The sequence below is a fragment of the Pseudomonas sp. Y24-6 genome, from assembly GCF_020295325.1.
GTDB classification, from domain to species: domain Bacteria; phylum Pseudomonadota; class Gammaproteobacteria; order Pseudomonadales; family Pseudomonadaceae; genus Aquipseudomonas; species Aquipseudomonas gregormendelii.
Genome location: NZ_JACBXG010000005.1, coordinates 177,913 through 194,293, shown reverse-complemented (window position 1 = coordinate 194,293; position 16,381 = coordinate 177,913). Strand labels below are relative to the sequence as shown.

General features: G+C 59.7%; 15 protein-coding genes. 10 read left to right on the top strand and 5 right to left on the bottom strand.

The genetic code is table 11. The annotated features are described in order from the left end of the window. Nucleotides 1–187: 187 nt before the first annotated feature. The gene (gene apbC / locus HYI44_RS11845) at nucleotides 188–1,282 is read left to right on the top strand and encodes an iron-sulfur cluster carrier protein ApbC (RefSeq protein ID WP_122840080.1); all 1,095 of its coding nucleotides are present in this window, start codon (nucleotides 188–190) and stop codon (nucleotides 1,280–1,282) included. Nucleotides 1,283–1,445: 163 nt separating this feature from the next. Here apbC and HYI44_RS11840 read toward each other — a convergent pair whose 3' ends face one another. Then, the gene (locus HYI44_RS11840) at nucleotides 1,446–2,204 is read right to left on the bottom strand and encodes an SDR family oxidoreductase (RefSeq protein ID WP_225569485.1); all 759 of its coding nucleotides are present in this window, start codon (nucleotides 2,202–2,204) and stop codon (nucleotides 1,446–1,448) included. A gap of 164 nt (nucleotides 2,205–2,368) precedes the next feature. Here HYI44_RS11840 and HYI44_RS11835 point away from each other — a divergent pair, with 164 nt between their 5' ends. From HYI44_RS11835 to groL, 4 genes are all read left to right on the top strand, one after another. Continuing rightward, a complete protein-coding gene (locus tag HYI44_RS11835) occupies nucleotides 2,369–3,100 on the top strand; it encodes a HugZ family protein (protein WP_122840082.1) in 732 nt (243 codons plus the stop codon). Nucleotides 3,101–3,166: 66 nt separating this feature from the next. Further along, a complete protein-coding gene (locus HYI44_RS11830; protein WP_045057989.1) occupies nucleotides 3,167–3,643 on the top strand; it encodes an FxsA family protein in 477 nt (158 codons plus the stop codon). 246 nt (nucleotides 3,644–3,889) lie between these two features. Further along, nucleotides 3,890–4,183 (top strand): co-chaperone GroES, encoded by a 294-nt coding sequence (locus HYI44_RS11825; protein ID WP_019827816.1) that lies wholly within the window; start codon nucleotides 3,890–3,892, stop codon nucleotides 4,181–4,183. Between the two features lie 49 nt (nucleotides 4,184–4,232). Next, nucleotides 4,233–5,876 (top strand): chaperonin GroEL, encoded by a 1,644-nt coding sequence (groL, locus tag HYI44_RS11820; RefSeq protein ID WP_045057988.1) that lies wholly within the window; start codon nucleotides 4,233–4,235, stop codon nucleotides 5,874–5,876. Between the two features lie 179 nt (nucleotides 5,877–6,055). Here the strand turns inward: groL and HYI44_RS11815 are convergent, their stop codons facing one another. Continuing rightward, nucleotides 6,056–6,799 (bottom strand): phosphatase PAP2 family protein, encoded by a 744-nt coding sequence (locus HYI44_RS11815; protein ID WP_225569484.1) that lies wholly within the window; start codon nucleotides 6,797–6,799, stop codon nucleotides 6,056–6,058. 189 nt (nucleotides 6,800–6,988) lie between these two features. Between HYI44_RS11815 and colR the strand changes: the two genes are divergently transcribed. The 5 genes from colR (at nucleotide 6,989) to HYI44_RS11790 (ending at nucleotide 10,723) form a co-directional block, all read left to right on the top strand. Then, nucleotides 6,989–7,672, top strand: coding sequence for a two-component system response regulator ColR (gene colR, locus HYI44_RS11810; RefSeq protein ID WP_122840084.1), 684 nt, complete (start codon nucleotides 6,989–6,991; stop codon nucleotides 7,670–7,672). Further along, the gene (locus HYI44_RS11805; RefSeq protein ID WP_225569483.1) at nucleotides 7,662–8,945 is read left to right on the top strand and encodes a sensor histidine kinase; all 1,284 of its coding nucleotides are present in this window, start codon (nucleotides 7,662–7,664) and stop codon (nucleotides 8,943–8,945) included. The genes colR and HYI44_RS11805 overlap by 11 nt, the downstream gene beginning before the upstream one ends. Nucleotides 8,946–9,106: 161 nt before the next feature. Continuing rightward, entirely contained in the window at nucleotides 9,107–9,775 is a 669-nt protein-coding gene (locus HYI44_RS11800) for a class I SAM-dependent methyltransferase (RefSeq protein ID WP_225569482.1), read from the top strand. Nucleotides 9,776–9,779: 4 nt separating this feature from the next. Next, the gene (locus HYI44_RS11795; protein ID WP_225569481.1) at nucleotides 9,780–10,493 is read left to right on the top strand and encodes a lipopolysaccharide kinase InaA family protein; all 714 of its coding nucleotides are present in this window, start codon (nucleotides 9,780–9,782) and stop codon (nucleotides 10,491–10,493) included. A gap of 2 nt (nucleotides 10,494–10,495) precedes the next feature. Next, complete coding sequence (locus tag HYI44_RS11790; protein ID WP_122840088.1) at nucleotides 10,496–10,723, top strand: hypothetical protein; 228 nt, start codon at nucleotides 10,496–10,498, stop codon at nucleotides 10,721–10,723. A 158-nt stretch (nucleotides 10,724–10,881) separates the two neighbouring features. Here the strand turns inward: HYI44_RS11790 and HYI44_RS11785 are convergent, their stop codons facing one another. The 3 genes from HYI44_RS11785 to HYI44_RS11775 all read right to left on the bottom strand — a co-directional run bounded on the left by HYI44_RS11785 (nucleotide 10,882) and on the right by HYI44_RS11775 (nucleotide 16,370). Further along, the gene (locus HYI44_RS11785; protein WP_225569480.1) at nucleotides 10,882–13,908 is read right to left on the bottom strand and encodes a multidrug efflux RND transporter permease subunit; all 3,027 of its coding nucleotides are present in this window, start codon (nucleotides 13,906–13,908) and stop codon (nucleotides 10,882–10,884) included. A gap of 13 nt (nucleotides 13,909–13,921) precedes the next feature. Continuing rightward, on the bottom strand, nucleotides 13,922–15,070 hold the full coding sequence (locus HYI44_RS11780; RefSeq protein ID WP_122840090.1) for an efflux RND transporter periplasmic adaptor subunit: 1,149 nt from the start codon (nucleotides 15,068–15,070) through the stop codon (nucleotides 13,922–13,924). Nucleotides 15,071–15,269: 199 nt separating this feature from the next. Continuing rightward, nucleotides 15,270–16,370 (bottom strand): DUF1513 domain-containing protein, encoded by a 1,101-nt coding sequence (locus HYI44_RS11775; protein WP_122840091.1) that lies wholly within the window; start codon nucleotides 16,368–16,370, stop codon nucleotides 15,270–15,272. Between the last annotated feature and the right edge of the window lie 11 nt (nucleotides 16,371–16,381).

Below are 16,381 nucleotides of genomic sequence, written 5' to 3'. Positions count from 1 at the left end.
TCGTTTCCTCCGATGATTGAATCGGTGGTGCGGCCAAAAGATCGCCGCCCTCGGCGGCGCCCACAGGCGCGCAGGCGCTGCCGAAGGCTCGGGCCGCGTTCGGACGATCTTTTCTCGGCATCCCGCGCAACGATCAGAACAGGTACGATACCCGCCTGTTTTTCCAGTCTTGCTATCGGAGTTGCCCATGAGCGCCGTCAATCGCGCAGCGGTGGAAGCCGTCCTTCGCCAATACACCGACCCATACCTGAACCAGGACCCGGTCAGCGCCGGGTGCGTGCGCAACATCGACATCCAGGGTGATCGGGTCAGCGTCCAGCTGGAGCTCGGTTACGCCGCCGGTCTGTTCAAGACGGGCTGGGCGCAGATGCTGGAAATGGCTATCCAGAACCTGGACGGCGTGAGCAGCGCCCGTGTTGATATCACCAGCGTCATCGCCGCCCACAAGGCCCAGGCGCAGATTCCGGGCCTGGCCAACGTGAAGAACGTTGTCGCCGTAGCCTCTGGCAAAGGCGGCGTCGGCAAGTCCACCACCGCCGCCAACCTGGCGCTGGCGCTGGCGCGCGAAGGCGCCAAGGTCGGTATTCTCGACGCGGACATCTACGGCCCGAGCCAAGGCATCATGTTCGGTATTGCCGAGGGCACGCGGCCCAAGGTCAAGGATCAGAAATGGTTTGTGCCGATCGAGTCCCATGGCGTTGAAGTGATGTCGATGGCGTTCCTCACCGACGACAACACACCCATGGTGTGGCGCGGCCCGATGGTGTCCGGTGCGTTGTTGCAGCTGGTGACACAAACCGCTTGGGGCGACCTGGATTACCTGGTCATCGACATGCCGCCAGGCACCGGCGACATCCAGTTGACCCTGGCGCAGAAAGTCCCGGTGGCGGGTGCCGTGATCGTCACCACCCCGCAGGACCTGGCCCTGCTGGACGCCCGCAAAGGCGTCGAAATGTTCCGCAAGGTCAACATTCCGGTACTGGGTGTAGTGGAAAACATGGCCGTGCACATCTGCTCCAATTGCGGGCATGCCGAGCATCTGTTCGGTGAAGGCGGGGGGGTGAAGCTGGCCAACCAGTACGGCGTTGAACTGCTGGCCTCGTTGCCGCTGGCGATGGCCATCCGTGAGCAGGCCGATGGTGGCAAGCCGACGGTAATCGCCGAGCCGGACAGCCCGATTGCGCTGGTGTATCAGGAACTGGCTCGCCATGTAGGCGCGCGCATTGTGCTGCAGGAAGCGGCTTCGCCGGCGATGCCGAACATTACCATCAGCGACGATTGATCTGCTGATCTGCTGATTGGCTGATCGGCGTCGCATGTTAAAAGATCGCAGCCTCGTTTCACTCGACAGCTCCTACACAGCTCCTACACAGCTCCTACGGGAGAGGGGGCATTCCCTGTAGGAGCTGTCGAGCGAAGCGAGGCTGCGATCTCTTGATCTTGCTTTAGATGCGCAACCCGCCATCCATCTCCAGAATCCGCCCGGTGTAGTAGTCGTTCTCGAAGATATAAGCTGCCGAATGCGCGATCTCGTCCGGTTTGCCCATGCGCTTGAGCGGAATACCGGCAGTCATTTTCTCCAGCGCTTCAGGCTTCATGCCCAGGGTCATCTCGGTTTCGATAAAGCCTGGCGCAATGCCCGCCACGCGGATGCCGTAGCGAGCCAGTTCCTTGGCCCAGGTCACGGTGGCTGCGGCGACACCGGCCTTGGCTGCAGAATAGTTGGTCTGGCCGACGTTGCCAGCGCGGGAAATCGACGAGATGTTAATGATCGCGCCGCTGTTGTTCAGCTCGACCATTTTCGCCGCGACCTCACGGGTACACAGGAACACGCCGGTCAGGTTCACGTCGATAACCGCCTGCCACTGGGCCAGGCTCATCTTGCTCATTTCGCCGTCCTTGACCTTTAGCAGCAAGCCATCACGCAGGATGCCGGCGTTGTTGATCAGGCCATGGATTGCGCCGAAATCCTCGGCTACCTGGGCGACCATGTGCGTCACCTGTTCTTCATTGGCGACGTTGCACAGATAGGCACGGGCCTCGACCCCTTGGGTCTTGCATGCGGCAACCGCAGCGTCGAGTTTTTCCTGATTCAAGTCCACCAGCGCCAGTCTGGCGCCTTTTGTTGCGAAATACTCGGCCATCGAACGGCCTAAACCCTGGCAACCGCCAGTGATAATGATTACTTTGTCAGTGAGTTGCATTCGCATGCCCTGGTCGCAGTTTGAGAGGTCTTCCTTCTAGAGAGCCGCCCTTATCTGCACCGGTCGTGGACGGGTTGCACATGAGAATTGCCCGATGGCGACTGGAAACCTTTACTCAGTCGCCCGTCCGTTTTTACGACGGATTCTATATAAGGAGTCATAAATTGAGCGTTGAAGCGGCCAAGAATGCCCGAGAATTGCTTCTCAAGGAATACCGTGGAGTGCTGTCGACCCATTCCAAGGCCATGCCTGGTTTTCCGTTCGGTTCTGTCGTCCCGTATTGCCTGGACGAGCAGGGGCGGCCGCTGATCCTGATCAGCCGCATCGCCCAGCACACCCATAACTTGCACAAAGATCCAAAATGTTCGTTGTTCGTGGGCGAGCGTGGCGCTGAAGACGTGCAGGCCGTCGGCCGCCTGACCTACCTCGCCGAAGCCGATAAAATCGAGGACCCTGCAGCCATCGAGGCTGCTGCCGAGCGTTATTACCGCTATTTCCCCGATTCGCAAAATTATCACCAGGCCCATGATTTCGACTTCTGGATGCTCAAGCCCGTGCGCCATCGCTACATCGGCGGTTTCGGCGCGATCCACTGGGTGGACCAACTGACCCTGGCCAACCCCTTCGCCGGTAAGGCGGAAGCGAGCATGGTCGAGCACATGAACGCCGATCACGGCAAAGCCATCGCGCACTATGTCGAACTGGCCGGCCTGCCGAAAACCGAGCCGGCCCTGCTGGCGGGTATCGACACCGAAGGCATGCACCTGCGGATCGGTCAGAGCCTGTACTGGCTACCTTTCCAAACGCCGTGTAATACGCCGACACAAGTACGCGAAGCCTTGGTTTTCCTGGCTCACGCCGAGCATTGGCCAAAAAATCCGGTGGCCGGCGCTTGAATTCACGAAATGGCGACGTCATCTAGGGATTACTGGCAAGGCATTCTTGCGTTGAGGAACCATTTGATGCGCCCTTTTTTATTGCTCTTTGTACTGTTTCCGGTGTTGGAGCTGTTCGTATTCGTCAAGGTGAGTGGGGCGATCGGGTTTTTCCCTGCCCTGCTCCTGGTGATTCTCGGCTCGATGCTCGGCGTGTTCGTGCTGCGTATCGCCGGGCTGGCCACTGCGTTGCGTGCTCGTGAGAGTCTGAACCGCGGCGAACTGCCTGCCCAGACCATGCTTGAGGGCCTGATGTTGGCTCTGGCCGGTGGTCTGTTGATCCTGCCGGGTTTCGTCACCGACGTCCTGGGCCTGATCATGCTGCTGCCGATCTCCCGTCGACTGCTGGCCAACAAGATGCGCCAGCGCGCCGAAGAAGCGGCGATCCGTCAGCGCGCATTTGCCGACGACCTGCAGCCCCGGGGCGGCCCCGCTCCACGACAACCGCTGGGTCGTGAGCCCGATGTGATCGAAGGCGAGTTCGAACACCGCGATTCCAAGTAACACCTTCCATCGACACGGCACCCTCGGGTGCCGTGCGCATTTGCAGGCTCCAGCTAAAAAATTTTCAATGCCCGCCCTTGTAATAAGCTGATGCGCCCTTATGTAACGGTCACCGCAAGGTTTCTGGCGATCACGCCAGACAGACTTCCGCGTCACGCTCGTCGAGACGCACCCGGCACCGCCGGATTTGTTAAACCCGCCGGGACTACACCGGCCGATGAAAACCACAATTAGGAGAGATCGACAATGAAGCTTCGTCCTCTGCATGACCGCGTCGTCATCCGTCGCAGCGAAGAAGAAAAGAAAACCGCTGGCGGTATCGTCCTGCCAGGTTCGGCTGCTGAAAAAGCCAACAGCGGCGAGATCCTCGCTGTCGGTACCGGCCGCGTGCTGGACAACGGTGAAGTGCGTGCGCTGGCCGTGAAAGTGGGTGACAAGGTTGTGTTCGGCCCTTACTCCGGCAGCAACACTGTGAAAGTTGACGGCGAAGACCTGCTGGTAATGGCTGAGAACGAGATTCTCGCTGTTATCGAAGGCTGATACCCCGCTCATTTTCCCGCTACTACAAAGTATTTAAGGAATATCGATCATGGCTGCTAAAGAAGTTAAATTCGGCGATTCCGCCCGCAAGAAAATGCTCGCCGGTGTCAACGTCCTGGCTGACGCAGTAAAAGCGACCCTGGGCCCTAAAGGCCGTAACGTGATCATCGAGAAGAGCTTCGGCGCTCCGACCATCACCAAGGACGGCGTTTCCGTAGCCAAAGAAATCGAGCTGAAAGATCGCTTCGAAAACATGGGCGCGCAGCTGGTCAAAGACGTTGCCTCCCGTGCCAACGATGACGCAGGCGACGGCACCACCACCGCTACCGTTCTGGCTCAATCGATCGTCAACGAAGGCCTGAAAGCCGTCGCTGCCGGCATGAACCCGATGGACCTCAAGCGCGGCATCGACAAAGCGACCATCGCTATCGTCAAAGAGCTAAAAGCCCTGTCCAAGCCTTGCGCTGACACCAAGGCCATCGCTCAGGTCGGCACCATCTCGGCCAACTCCGACAGCTCCATCGGCGACATCATTGCCGAAGCCATGGAAAAAGTCGGTAAAGAAGGCGTGATCACCGTTGAAGAAGGCTCGGGCCTGGAAAACGAACTGTCGGTTGTTGAAGGCATGCAGTTCGACCGTGGTTACCTGTCTCCGTACTTCGTCAACAAGCCAGAAACCATGACTGCCGAGCTCGACGGTCCGCTGATCCTGCTGGTCGACAAAAAAATCTCCAACATCCGCGAAATGTTGCCAGTACTGGAAGCCGTTGCAAAAGCCGGCCGTCCACTGCTGATCGTTGCTGAAGACGTTGAAGGCGAAGCCCTGGCGACTCTGGTTGTGAACAACATGCGTGGCATCGTTAAAGTCGCAGCCGTCAAGGCTCCAGGCTTCGGCGACCGTCGCAAGGCCATGCTGCAGGACATCGCTGTTCTGACTGGCGGTACCGTAATCTCCGAAGAGATCGGTCTGAGCCTGGAAAGCACTACCCTGGAACACCTGGGTAATGCCAAGCGCGTGATCCTGTCGAAAGAAAATACCACCGTGATCGACGGTGCCGGCGTTGAGGCTGATATCCAGGCTCGCGTCCTGCAGATCCGTCAGCAAGTGGCTGACACTTCGTCCGACTACGACCGTGAAAAACTGCAAGAGCGTCTGGCCAAGCTGTCCGGCGGCGTTGCAGTGATCAAGGTTGGCGCTGGTTCCGAAGTTGAAATGAAAGAGAAGAAAGCCCGCGTTGAAGACGCCCTGCACGCTACCCGTGCAGCCGTTGAAGAAGGCGTGGTACCTGGCGGCGGCGTGGCACTGGTTCGCGCTCTGCAGGCTATCTCCGAATTGAAAGGCGACAACGCCGATCAAGACGTTGGTATCCAGTTGCTGCGTCGCGCTGTTGAAGCGCCACTGCGCCAGATCGTTGCCAACTCCGGCGACGAGCCAAGCGTAGTAGTCGACAAGGTCAAGCAGGGTTCGGGTAACTACGGTTACAACGCTGCTACCGGCGAATACGGCGACATGATCGAAATGGGTATCCTTGACCCGGCTAAAGTGACTCGTTCGGCTCTTCAGGCAGCGGCTTCCATCGCCAGCCTGATGATCACCACCGAAGCCATGATCGCCGAGATCAAGGACGACGCTCCAGCTGGCGGCGGTATGCCAGACATGGGCGGCATGGGCGGTATGGGCGGCATGATGTAAGCCAGCCTTACCCCTTCATAAAAACCCCGCCTGCGTGAAGCAGGCGGGGTTTTTTATTGGCTGTTACAAACATCAGAGTCAAAAGATCGTCCGATCGCGGCCCGAGCCTTCGGCAATTCCTACAGAATACGCGATCACCCTGTAGGAGCTGCCGAAGGCTGCGATCTTTTGATCTTCCGTCAGGCGCCGACCGCTTCGGCTTTGCCAGCAGCTTCAACCTCCGAACCCGGCCGATACAGAATGTAGTAATAAGCCCCAAGACATATCAGCCAGCAGAAAATTGCGGTCCACACGTTATGGGAAAAGAAGTGTGCGCCTTGCATCATCCGGCTCACCGAAAACACCGTGCCCAGGGCAAAGGCGAATACGAACGCCTGCCGCGCCAGGCGCGGGCGACGATCACGCAGGGCGAAGAACAAGGCGAACAAGGTAAAGCCGGTGGCCGCATGCCCTCCCGGCCAGCACCGGCCAGGTTTGTCGGTGGCGGGCCGCGGGCTGAGCAATTCACTGTAGGTCTCATGCCCGCCGAATTGTTCGAGGCTCCAGGGGCACTGCACGGCCGTGACCGCTTTCATGGGCGTAACAAAGGAAGTGGCCAGCGCCAGTGACAGGACCAGGCAACCCAGCTCGCGCTTGAATGGTTTGAGCCTGTCGATGAAAAACGCCCCGGTGAAGCCCAGTATGGCGAACACCGAAAAGCCTATGACCACTTGCTTGGCGCGGTCATGCAGGATGTCCTCCAGCAAGTAGCTGTGGCGCCCGATAAACTGCCCGGCCACCGGATCATAAAACAGCCTGGCCAAATCCATATCCAGTGAAGTCAGTTCGAGCAACACCAGGATGATTGCCGCAACGGCGGGTACCCCCAGGCACGCCCAGAAGTTGAGCGGGCGTGAGGCGGGGCGAACAGAGGTGGTCACCATGGTGTTTCCTTGGTCGATAGATGTGCTGGAAAGCGCTGGCGCGCAGAGCTTGAGCCCGTTGACGTGATACGGGTGTGAATCGCCAGTGAAAAACTCGTCAACGCCAACCCCATGCAAGCAACCCTAGCCGTGGGCCGCGCTTGGCCGTAAGCTGCGCGGGCCAACACGGCTGTGTACGGAGCAGTGCCCATGCGAATTCTATTGGTTGAAGACAACCGCGATATCCTCGCCAATCTGGCCGATTACCTGGGGCTCAAGGGTTACACCGTGGATTGCGCGCAGGACGGCTTGTCGGGTCTGCACCTGGCCGCCACCGAGCATTACGACTTGATCGTGCTCGACATCATGCTGCCCGGCATCGATGGCTACACGTTGTGCAAACGGCTACGCGAAGACGCGCGCCGCGACACCCCGGTGATCATGCTGACCGCGCGCGATCAGCTGGACGACCGACTGCAGGGGTTCAAGTCCGGCGCTGATGACTACCTGGTCAAACCCTTTGCGCTGTCCGAGCTGGCAGCACGCATCGAAGCCGTTATGCGCCGTGCCCAGGGTGGCGGCCGCCGAACCCTGCAGGTCGGTGACTTGCAGTATGACCTCGATACCCTGGAGGTCACTCGTGAAGGGCGCCTGCTCAAACTCAACCCGGTGGGCCTGAAATTGCTCGCGGTGCTGATGCAAAAAAGTCCACACGTGCTGCGCCGCGAAATTCTCGAAGAAGCGCTGTGGGGTGATGATTGCCCGGACAGCGACAGCCTGCGCAGTCATGTCCACCAGTTGCGCCAGGTGATCGACAAACCGTTCGCCAAACCCTTGTTGCAAACAGTGCACGGTGTCGGTTATCGCCTGGCCGAGGGTCGAGATGGAGTTTAGACAGAGCCTCGCTCAACGGATCATCATCGCCTTTGCGTTGATGAGCGCGCTGGTGGCGGGCGCCTTTGCCATGGGCATCGTCGCGACTGTGCACCTGGTCGAGGAAAAACTGATTTCCGCGGGACTGGGCGGTGACCTGCAGCGTCTGCTGTTGATGGACAGTGTGGCGGATTGGAGCCATCGACCGGAGCCGGACCAGCTGTTCTATTTCAGCGGCGGCCCGGGTGATTTCGATGTACCCAAGGACCTGCGCCACCTGGACCCGGGATTCCACGAAGTGTTTCGTGAGCAGCTGTCGTATCACGCGATGGTCGAGGTCGTCGACGGCCGGCGCTACGTGTTGCTGCAGGACCAGAGCGATTTCGAAGAACGCGAGCGGGTGCTGTTTGCCGTGGTGCTGGTGGGCTTTGTCCTGAGCCTGGCGCTGGCGGTATTTCTCGGCTGGGTGCTGGCGCGCAAGGTCATGGCGCCGGTAGTGCGCCTGGCCCGGCAAGTGCGCCATCGCGACCAGCTGCTGGGTATGGCGCCACCGCTTGCACCAGACTACGCCGCTGATGAAGTGGGCGAACTGGCCGTGGCCTTCGACGCCACGCTCGGGCGCCTGCGCCAGGCGTTGACTCGGGAGCGGTTGTTCACCAGTGACGTCAGTCACGAGCTGCGCACGCCATTGATGGTGCTGGCCAGTTCCTGCGAACTGTTGCTGGAGAATCCTGCTATCGACCAGCGTGGGCGCGCGCAGGTCGAGCGCATCGCCCGCGCCTGCGCAGAAATGCGCGAGCTGGTGCAAACTTTCCTCGTATTGGCCCGCGCGCAACGCGAGGATGTCAGCATGGCACCTCAACAAAATCTCAGCGAAGTGGCCGACGGTTTGCTCAACCTCTGGCGCGAGCCGATCGAGAACAAAGGGCTGGAGTTGCAGTTTGTGCCGGGCGATCCGGCCGGCACCCGCTACAACGCCACCCTCCTGCATGCGGTGATGGGCAACCTGTTGCGCAATGCACTGCATTACACCGAACAGGGGTTCATTCGCCTGACCCTGACGCCGACGGGGTTCCTTGTAGAAGACAGTGGGGTCGGTATTCCCGAAGAAAAACGCGAGGCGATGTTCGAGCCGTTCGTGCGGGGTGCCGAGAAACGCGGCGAAGGCCTGGGCCTGGGGCTTTCGCTGGTGCAAAGGATCTGCGAGAACCAGGGCTGGAGCGTCAGCCTGACCACGATGGAGCCCAACGGCTGCCGATTTAAGGTAGAGCTGCGTCCGGTGGATGTGAGCTGACTGATCCCTTCCTGCAACACTGGCCCATAGAGATTATGCGCGCCATGTAAAACCCTGAAATACTTCAGGGTTTTACATAACAAATCTTTCACAAAGTCATGACCTGACGCTGACACGGCCCTACCTATGGTGGTCTTCATCAGCATTTAGGAAACTTGGCTATGGACAATCCGATCAAACTCGATTTTTCCAAAAAGTATGACGATCAACATGCTTTAAGATACCTTCAGAAACATAAGAACGGTTTGGGCCGCCGCCTGTCTCATTGGCGGGATATTCAGCTGGCGCGTAAAGCGCTGACGCTGGCGGGCGAGCCCGGACTGGTCCTTGATTTACCCTGTGGTGCCGGACGTTTCTGGTCCTTGCTGGCTGAGAAGAGCAATCGAGCCATTATCGGAGCCGACAACTCCGAATCGATGCTCAACGTCGCTATGCAGGCGCAACCTGCCGACGTGGTGAAAAGGGTACAACCCTTGCAGACGTCTGCATTCGACATTGCCTTACCCGATAACGCCGTCGACAGTATTTTTTGCATGCGTCTGCTGCACCACATCGGTGAGGCCGAGCATCGATTGGCCATTTTGCGTGAATTCGAGCGAGTCACCCGTGACAGCGTGATTATTTCTCTGTGGGTGGACGGCAATTTCAAGGCCTGGAAACGCAAGCGCTCGGAGAGCACTCGCGGACAGGAAGGTTACCAGAACCGTTTTGTGTTACCGGTTGTTACGGTCGAAAAAGAATTTGAGCAAGCCGGTTTCCGCATTCAGGAACGGCTGGATTTTTTACCGCTCTATGCCATGTGGCGAGTTTACGTATTACGCAAGAGGTAACAGGATGGCAGTGCAATGTGCACCAGAAGCGGATGTCGATGCCGATGAGCGGTTCGACTATTTCTGGAATCAGCGCGGTGAATGGGTAGAAGAACCCAATGTGCGGCGCGGTGGTGAAAGCGGCGTGCAGCGGGTCAGGGGCAGCGACGGGCAACTGTTGTATGCCAAGCGGCAGACCGGGCACATCTACCGCAGCTGGCTGCACCCCTTCGGTCGGCCGACTGTATTGCGCGAGCTGGATGCGCTGACCGGTCTGCACAAGATCGGCGTGCGGGTACCGCAGGTGGTGTTCTGCGGCGCTCAACGCGACCCCGTTCACAAGTGGCGTGCATTGCTGGTCACCAAATCCCTGGATGGCTTTGAGGAAATCGAACACTGGTATGCCGGCGGTGGCCGTGAGCGCCATGGCGAGGTCGTTCACGACCGGGTCCTGAAGGATCTGGCGGACAACCTGGCGCGCATGCACAAAGGACGCTGGCAGCACAGCTGCATCTACATCAAGCATGTTTTCGTGCGTGTCAGCGGAGAAGGCGAGGCGGCTACGGTCGAGATTGCATTGATCGATCTGGAGAAATGCCGGCAGCGCCTGACCGCTCGTCAGGCTGGCGCCCATGACATGAAGCAACTGCGTCGCCATTCGTCGTTCAGCTCGGCGGACTGGCAGAAACTCGTCTATTTTTATGAGACGGCGTTTGGCAGCGCTATCAAGGGTTTATAGCGATGAAACTCGAAATTGCACGAGGTTTGTTTCTCATAGGAGCCTTGGCAGTTGCTTCAATCGCGGTGGCGGCTTGGGAGCAGCCCCGCTCGCAGGTCCTCAGTTCAGTGGGCGGCGACGCTCACTGTCCAATGCCACGGGTTGCCAAGGCAAGCGTGGCCTCCCAGCCTGACCATGACTTGTTGCTGTTCATGTTCGGACTATCACAGGGAATGAGGCCGCAAAGTTGACTGGATTGAAGCCAAAATAAAAGGCCTCGCGTATGCGGGGCCTTTTGTTTTGTAAGCACGTTCAAAAGATCGCAGCCTTTGGCAGCTCCTACATGGGGACCGCGTAAACCTGTCGGAGCTGCCGGAGGCTTTGGCCGCGATCGGACGATCTTTTGACTTTAGGCTTTGTCGGGTTTGGCCAGCAATGTGTACACGCATGGCAACACAAACAACGTAAACAACGTCCCGATCGACATCCCTGTGGCAATCACCGTACCGATATCGAACCGGCTCACCGCGCCCGCGCCCGTGGCAATGATCAGCGGCACCATGCCGAACACCATCGCCGCCGTGGTCATCAGCACCGGTCGCAAGCGAATCGCCGCCGCTTCTTCCACCGCCTCGCGAGGCGACAGGCCCTTTTCCTTGCGCAGCTGGTTGGCAAATTCGACGATCAGGATCCCGTGCTTGCTGATCAGCCCGATGAGCGTCACCAACCCCACCTGGGTATAGATGTTCATGCTCGACCAACCCAGGAACAGCGGGATCAACGCCCCGCAAATCGACAGCGGCACCGTCACCAGAATCACCAGCGGATCGCGGAAACTCTCGAACTGGGCGGCCAGCACCAGGAAGATAATCGCCAGGGCCAGGGCAAAGGTTACCCACAGCGCGCTGCCTTCCTGGATGAATTGCCTTGAGGCGCCGGCGTAATCCACGGAGAACCCTGCCGGCGCTTCCTCCAAGGCGATCTGGCGCACGGTGTCGAGGGCTTCACCCATGCTCACCAATGGCACCCCGGACAGGATCGCCGAGTTGAGTTGCTGGAACTGGTTGAGTTGCCGCGGACGCGCGCGGTCAGTGATGGTGATCAGGGTCGACAGGGCCAGGAGCTCACCCTTGGTGTTCCTGACGTAGTAGTTGTTCAGCCAGTCGGGGTTGTCGCGGAAGGGACGCTCGACCTGGGCGATCACCTTGTAGCTGCGGCCTTCGATGGTGAAGCGGTTGATCTCCGCTTCGCCGAGCATGGTCGCCAGCGTGCCACCCAGGTCCTGCATCGACACGCCCATCTGCGCCGCTTTTGCCCGATCGATATCCACCACCACTTCAGGTTTGTCGAACGCCAGGTCGACGTCGACGAAAGCAAACTTGCCTGACTCCATGGCTCGCTTCTTCACCCTGTCCATGACTTGCAGCAGTGACTCATAGTCGTTGGCAGAGTTGATCACGAACTGGAAGGGCAGGCCCTCTCCCGTACCCGGCAGGGAGGGCAGGTTGAAGCCGAACACCTGCAAGCCGGAAATATTCCCCAGCCTGGCCTGGACCTCCGGCAGGATTTCCATCTGGGTGCGGCTGCGCTCATTCCATGGCTTTAGCAGGAAACCGCCAATCCCCGATTGCACGCCGCTGAAACCATTGATCTGGAACGAGGAGTAGTATTCCGGGAACTCCTTGAAGATCTGGATGAACTCGTCGGTGTAGGCGTTGAGGTAATTGAGGTTGGTCGGCTGCGGCGCGTTGGCCAGCATGAAAATAATGCCCTGGTCTTCGTCGGGGGCCAGCTCGGACTTGGTGAACTTGAGCAATACCGGAATCAGGCACAACACGATGACCGCGAACACCAGCACCACAGGCCGGGTGTTCAGGGTGCCGTGCAACATTTTCTGATAACGGCGCTTGATGGTTTCGAAAGCCCGGTCCAGGCGACGGGCAAATCCACTGGGATTTTCATCGTGACGCAGCAAAAAAGCGCACATCATCGGCGATAGGGTCAGCGCGACGATACCCGAGATAACTACCGCGCCGGCCAGTGTGAGGGCAAACTCCTTGAACAACGCCCCGGTCAGTCCGGTGAGGAAGCCGATGGGCGCATAGACCGCCGCCAGGGTGATGGTCATGGAAACCACCGGCATGGCGATTTCCCTGGCGCCCTCAAGGGCGGCATCCATGGGCGTCTTGCCTTCCTCGATATATCGGTGGATGTTTTCCACCACCACGATGGCATCGTCCACCACCAGGCCGATCGCCAGGACCATGGCCAGCAGGGTCAGCAGGTTGATCGAGTAACCCATCATCTGCATGAAGAACATTACGCCAATCATCGACAGCGGGATGGTCACCACCGGGATCACCACCGAGCGCAGCGCACCCAGGAACAGGAATACGACGACGATGACGATGAGTACGGCTTCGAAGAGCGTCTTGACCACCTCATCAATCGAGGCCTGGATGAACAAGGTCGCATCATAGGCGATCTCACCCTTGAGGTTCGGCGGCAGTTGGGCCTCCAGGTCCGGCATGATCTTGCGTACTTCCTTGATCACGTCCAGCGGGTTGGCGCCCGGCGTGGCCTTGATGCCGATGTACACCGACGGGGTGCCCCCGAAGGAACTGATGGTGTCGTAGTTCTCCGCGCCCATCTCCACCCGGGCGACATCGCTGAGCAGCACGCGGCTGTCGCCGTCGATCTTCAACGGAATCGCGGCGAAGGCTTCAGCAGACTTGAGCTCGGTGTTGGCGTTGATGCTGGTGACTACATACTCGCCTTTCACTTCACCGGCGGCGGAGAGAAAGTTGTATTGCCGAACCGCGTTGGTCACGTCGCTGGCGGTCAGGCCAAAGCCGGCCAGCTTCACCGGGTCCAGCCACAGGCGCATGGCGAACACCTGGTTGCCGAGAATCTCGGCTTCGGCCATGCCGGGCAGGGTGGCCAGCTTCGGCTGGATCACCCGCGACAGGTAGTCGGTGATCTGCGGGTTGTTCAGTTCCGTGCTGAAGAAGCTGATGTACATCAAGGCCGAAGCGTCGGCGGCCTCCTTGCTCAGCACCGGGTCTTCAGCGTCCTGGGGCAGCTGGTTCTTGACCTCGTTGGCCTTGGCCAGCAGTTCGGTGAACAGGCGGTCGCTGTTGGCGCCGATGCGCGCATAAATCGAGATGACCGAGAAGTTCTGGCGACTGACCGAGGTCATGTAGTCAATGCCTTCGGCGCTGGCCAGGCTTTGTTGCATCGGCTGGGTGATGTAGCCCTGGATAGTTTCGGCGTTCGCCCCGGGGTAGGCGGTGGTCACCGTGATCAGTGCGTTTTCCATCTGCGGGTACTGGCGCAGGGGCAGTTTGCTCCAGGCCTGGAAGCCCAGCAGCACAATCAACAGGCTGACCACGGTGGCGAGCACCGGGCGGCGGATGAACGGGTCGGTAAAAGCCATGGGGATTCCTTGATCAGTCCGCGCGCGGCGGGCTGTTCTGCTCGGCTAAAGTCTTGTCGTCGCTGATTGCGATGGGTGCGCCGTTGTCCAGTTTGATCTGGCCGGCGGTGACCACTTTTTCACCCTTTTGCACACCTTTGTTAATCATCACCAGCCCATCGCGGCGCTCGCCGGTTTCGATGAAACGCCGTTCGGCGATGAGGATCGGCTGATCCTTGTCGTCTTTCTCGACTGTGCCGTCTTCGGCTTTTTTCTGCGCCACCACGTACAGCGAGTTGCCGTAGAGGGTATAGGTGATAGCACTCTCCGGCACGACGATGCGCAGCTGCGGATCCGGCAGCAGGACCTGCAGGCTGGCGAACATGCCTGGCAGCAGCTTGCCCTCGGGGTTGGCCAGGGTGGCGCGCACTTGCACGTTACGGGTGGTGTTCTCGACTTTCGGGTTGATCGCGCTGATGGTGCCGGGGAACGTCTGGGCCGGGTAGGCGGAAACCACGATCTGCACCGCCTGGCCCACCGCGATTTTCGGTACCGATTGCTCAGGCAGGAAAAAATCGACGTACAGGCTGGTGAGATCCTGCAACGTGGCGATCACCGTGCCGCTGGCCACATAGTCGCCAACGTCCACCTGGCGGATGCCGATGGTGCCGCTGAAGGGCGCAAGAATGCGCTTCTTTGCCAGTGAAGCCTTGAGCTGATTGACCGTGGCCTTGTTCTTCTTGAACACGGCAGAGAGCCTGTCGAACTCGCCTTTGGAGATGGCCTGGCTGCCCACCAGCTGGCTGCCGCGGTTGTAGTCGACCTGGGCCAGCCCGAGGTCAGCCTGGGCGGTTTCCAGCAGTGCGCTTTCGACGGCGCTGTCGAGTTGCACAATCGGCTGGCCGGCCTTGACCTTCTGTCCAGACTCAAACTGCACCTCGGTGACGGTGCCGGCGATTTCCAGGCTCAGGTCTACGCCCTGCAGCGCCTTGAGGGTGCCAACGGTAGGCAGGCGGGCTTGCCAGGGCTGCTCGGTGGCGGTGGCCACGGCGACGCTGGTCGGCGGCTTTGGCGCAGAGAAGCCTTGGATCATCGTGTAGATGGAGAAGGCCTTGTAGGCGGCCAGGACCAACACGATCAACAGCACAACACCCAACATGATCAGCATGCGACGGCGCAGCATATTTCCACTTCCTTGGAGAAAATCAGGGCATACAGACCGGCACATTACTCCGAGTGGCGGGGGGATTCCAACTGATAGAACTTACAGGGGGACGGCTTTCGACGGGCGTTGGCCTGAAAAGATCGCAGCCTTCGGCAGCCCCTGCAGGTTGAGCGCATTCCAGTGCAGGGGTGCCGAAGGCTGCGATCTTTTGGCGCTATTACGTCATCAGGTGCAGATGGTTATCCCAGAGCCCTGCAGGCAGTTCCAGGGGTTTTGCCAGCAGGTCCGCCTGGCGGCAATCGTAGTACCGGCAGCGGCCCTGGCCCGAGGTCACGACAAAACCATCAGCCACCGCACCGACCCCGGCGCAATCGGGAAGCGGCGCATCCAGGCGCACTTCGCCGCTGTCCAGGTCCCAGATGAAAAAGCGGTTGCCCCGTGGCGCAGTCAGCGCCACCAGGCGCAAGTCACTGTGAACCGCCACGCTTGCGGTGTAATGACCCATCGCCTGCAACTGGTGTTCAGGCACAGGGAACGCCACGAATGGCTGGCCGGGCCGCTTGATCGCCAACAACTCCGAGGATTCGTGGGACGGCCCCATGAATTGCTGGCCGGCGACGATGGTGCCGTCGTTGGCGATGCCCAGGTGTCGCACACTGTTCATCTGCTGGGCGAGGGTTTCCTTGCTCAGCAGGGTCCCGTCGCGTTTCATCAGCACCAGGCTCGGCTCCATGGCGTTCAGATTCATTTCGACCCGGCTCTCGGCCTCGGTACGAATGCCGCCGTTGGCCACCACCAGGGTCTCGCCATCGGGCATCCATGACACTTGGTGCGGACCGATACCGTGGGTGGAGATCTCGCCGCTGTGGACCAGACGCCGGCCCTCGAAACGGTACACCCCGAGCAGGCCTCGACCGGGATCGGAGGTATCGTTTTCGGTGGCGTACAGCCATTCGCCGCTGCTGTGGATCACTGCGTGGCCGTAGAAGTGCCGGTTGGGCAGCGAGGTCACGGTTTGCAGCACAGTGCCGTCGCGCAGGTCGATCAGGTAACTCTCGGTACCTGGGCGACGGGCCACGAACAAGGCCATCGGCTCTGTTGGATGATTGATGATGTCATGGCAACGCTGGCCAACCTGCGTGGCGAACACCTGAGTGCCGTCCAGACGATACCCGACCGCATAGTGCTTGCCATCGGTGTCGTCCCGCGCCGAGAGCAGCAGAGGGCTCTTGTCCTTTTGCTTGAACAGCGTCCAGCCGCCCAGTGTCACTGCTCCCAGCAGCAAGCTACCTAAAGTCAGAGCCTGACGTCGCAGCATCGCAGTCGCCC

What these genes read in the sequence shown, in the direction of transcription:
- HYI44_RS11780 (WP_122840090.1), bottom strand. Translation starts at nt 15,070, where the DNA reads ATGCTGCGCCGTCGCATGCTGATCATGTTGGGTGTTGTGCTGTTGATC.
- apbC (WP_122840080.1), top strand. Translation starts at nt 188, where the DNA reads ATGAGCGCCGTCAATCGCGCAGCGGTGGAAGCCGTCCTTCGCCAATAC.
- colR (WP_122840084.1), top strand. Translation starts at nt 6,989, where the DNA reads ATGCGAATTCTATTGGTTGAAGACAACCGCGATATCCTCGCCAATCTG.
- HYI44_RS11815 (WP_225569484.1), bottom strand. Translation starts at nt 6,799, where the DNA reads ATGGTGACCACCTCTGTTCGCCCCGCCTCACGCCCGCTCAACTTCTGG.
- HYI44_RS11825 (WP_019827816.1), top strand. Translation starts at nt 3,890, where the DNA reads ATGAAGCTTCGTCCTCTGCATGACCGCGTCGTCATCCGTCGCAGCGAA.
- HYI44_RS11805 (WP_225569483.1), top strand. Translation starts at nt 7,662, where the DNA reads ATGGAGTTTAGACAGAGCCTCGCTCAACGGATCATCATCGCCTTTGCG.
- HYI44_RS11800 (WP_225569482.1), top strand. Translation starts at nt 9,107, where the DNA reads ATGGACAATCCGATCAAACTCGATTTTTCCAAAAAGTATGACGATCAA.
- HYI44_RS11830 (WP_045057989.1), top strand. Translation starts at nt 3,167, where the DNA reads ATGCGCCCTTTTTTATTGCTCTTTGTACTGTTTCCGGTGTTGGAGCTG.
- groL (WP_045057988.1), top strand. Translation starts at nt 4,233, where the DNA reads ATGGCTGCTAAAGAAGTTAAATTCGGCGATTCCGCCCGCAAGAAAATG.
- HYI44_RS11775 (WP_122840091.1), bottom strand. Translation starts at nt 16,370, where the DNA reads ATGCTGCGACGTCAGGCTCTGACTTTAGGTAGCTTGCTGCTGGGAGCA.
- HYI44_RS11840 (WP_225569485.1), bottom strand. Translation starts at nt 2,204, where the DNA reads ATGCAACTCACTGACAAAGTAATCATTATCACTGGCGGTTGCCAGGGT.
- HYI44_RS11785 (WP_225569480.1), bottom strand. Translation starts at nt 13,908, where the DNA reads ATGGCTTTTACCGACCCGTTCATCCGCCGCCCGGTGCTCGCCACCGTG.
- HYI44_RS11790 (WP_122840088.1), top strand. Translation starts at nt 10,496, where the DNA reads ATGAAACTCGAAATTGCACGAGGTTTGTTTCTCATAGGAGCCTTGGCA.
- HYI44_RS11795 (WP_225569481.1), top strand. Translation starts at nt 9,780, where the DNA reads ATGGCAGTGCAATGTGCACCAGAAGCGGATGTCGATGCCGATGAGCGG.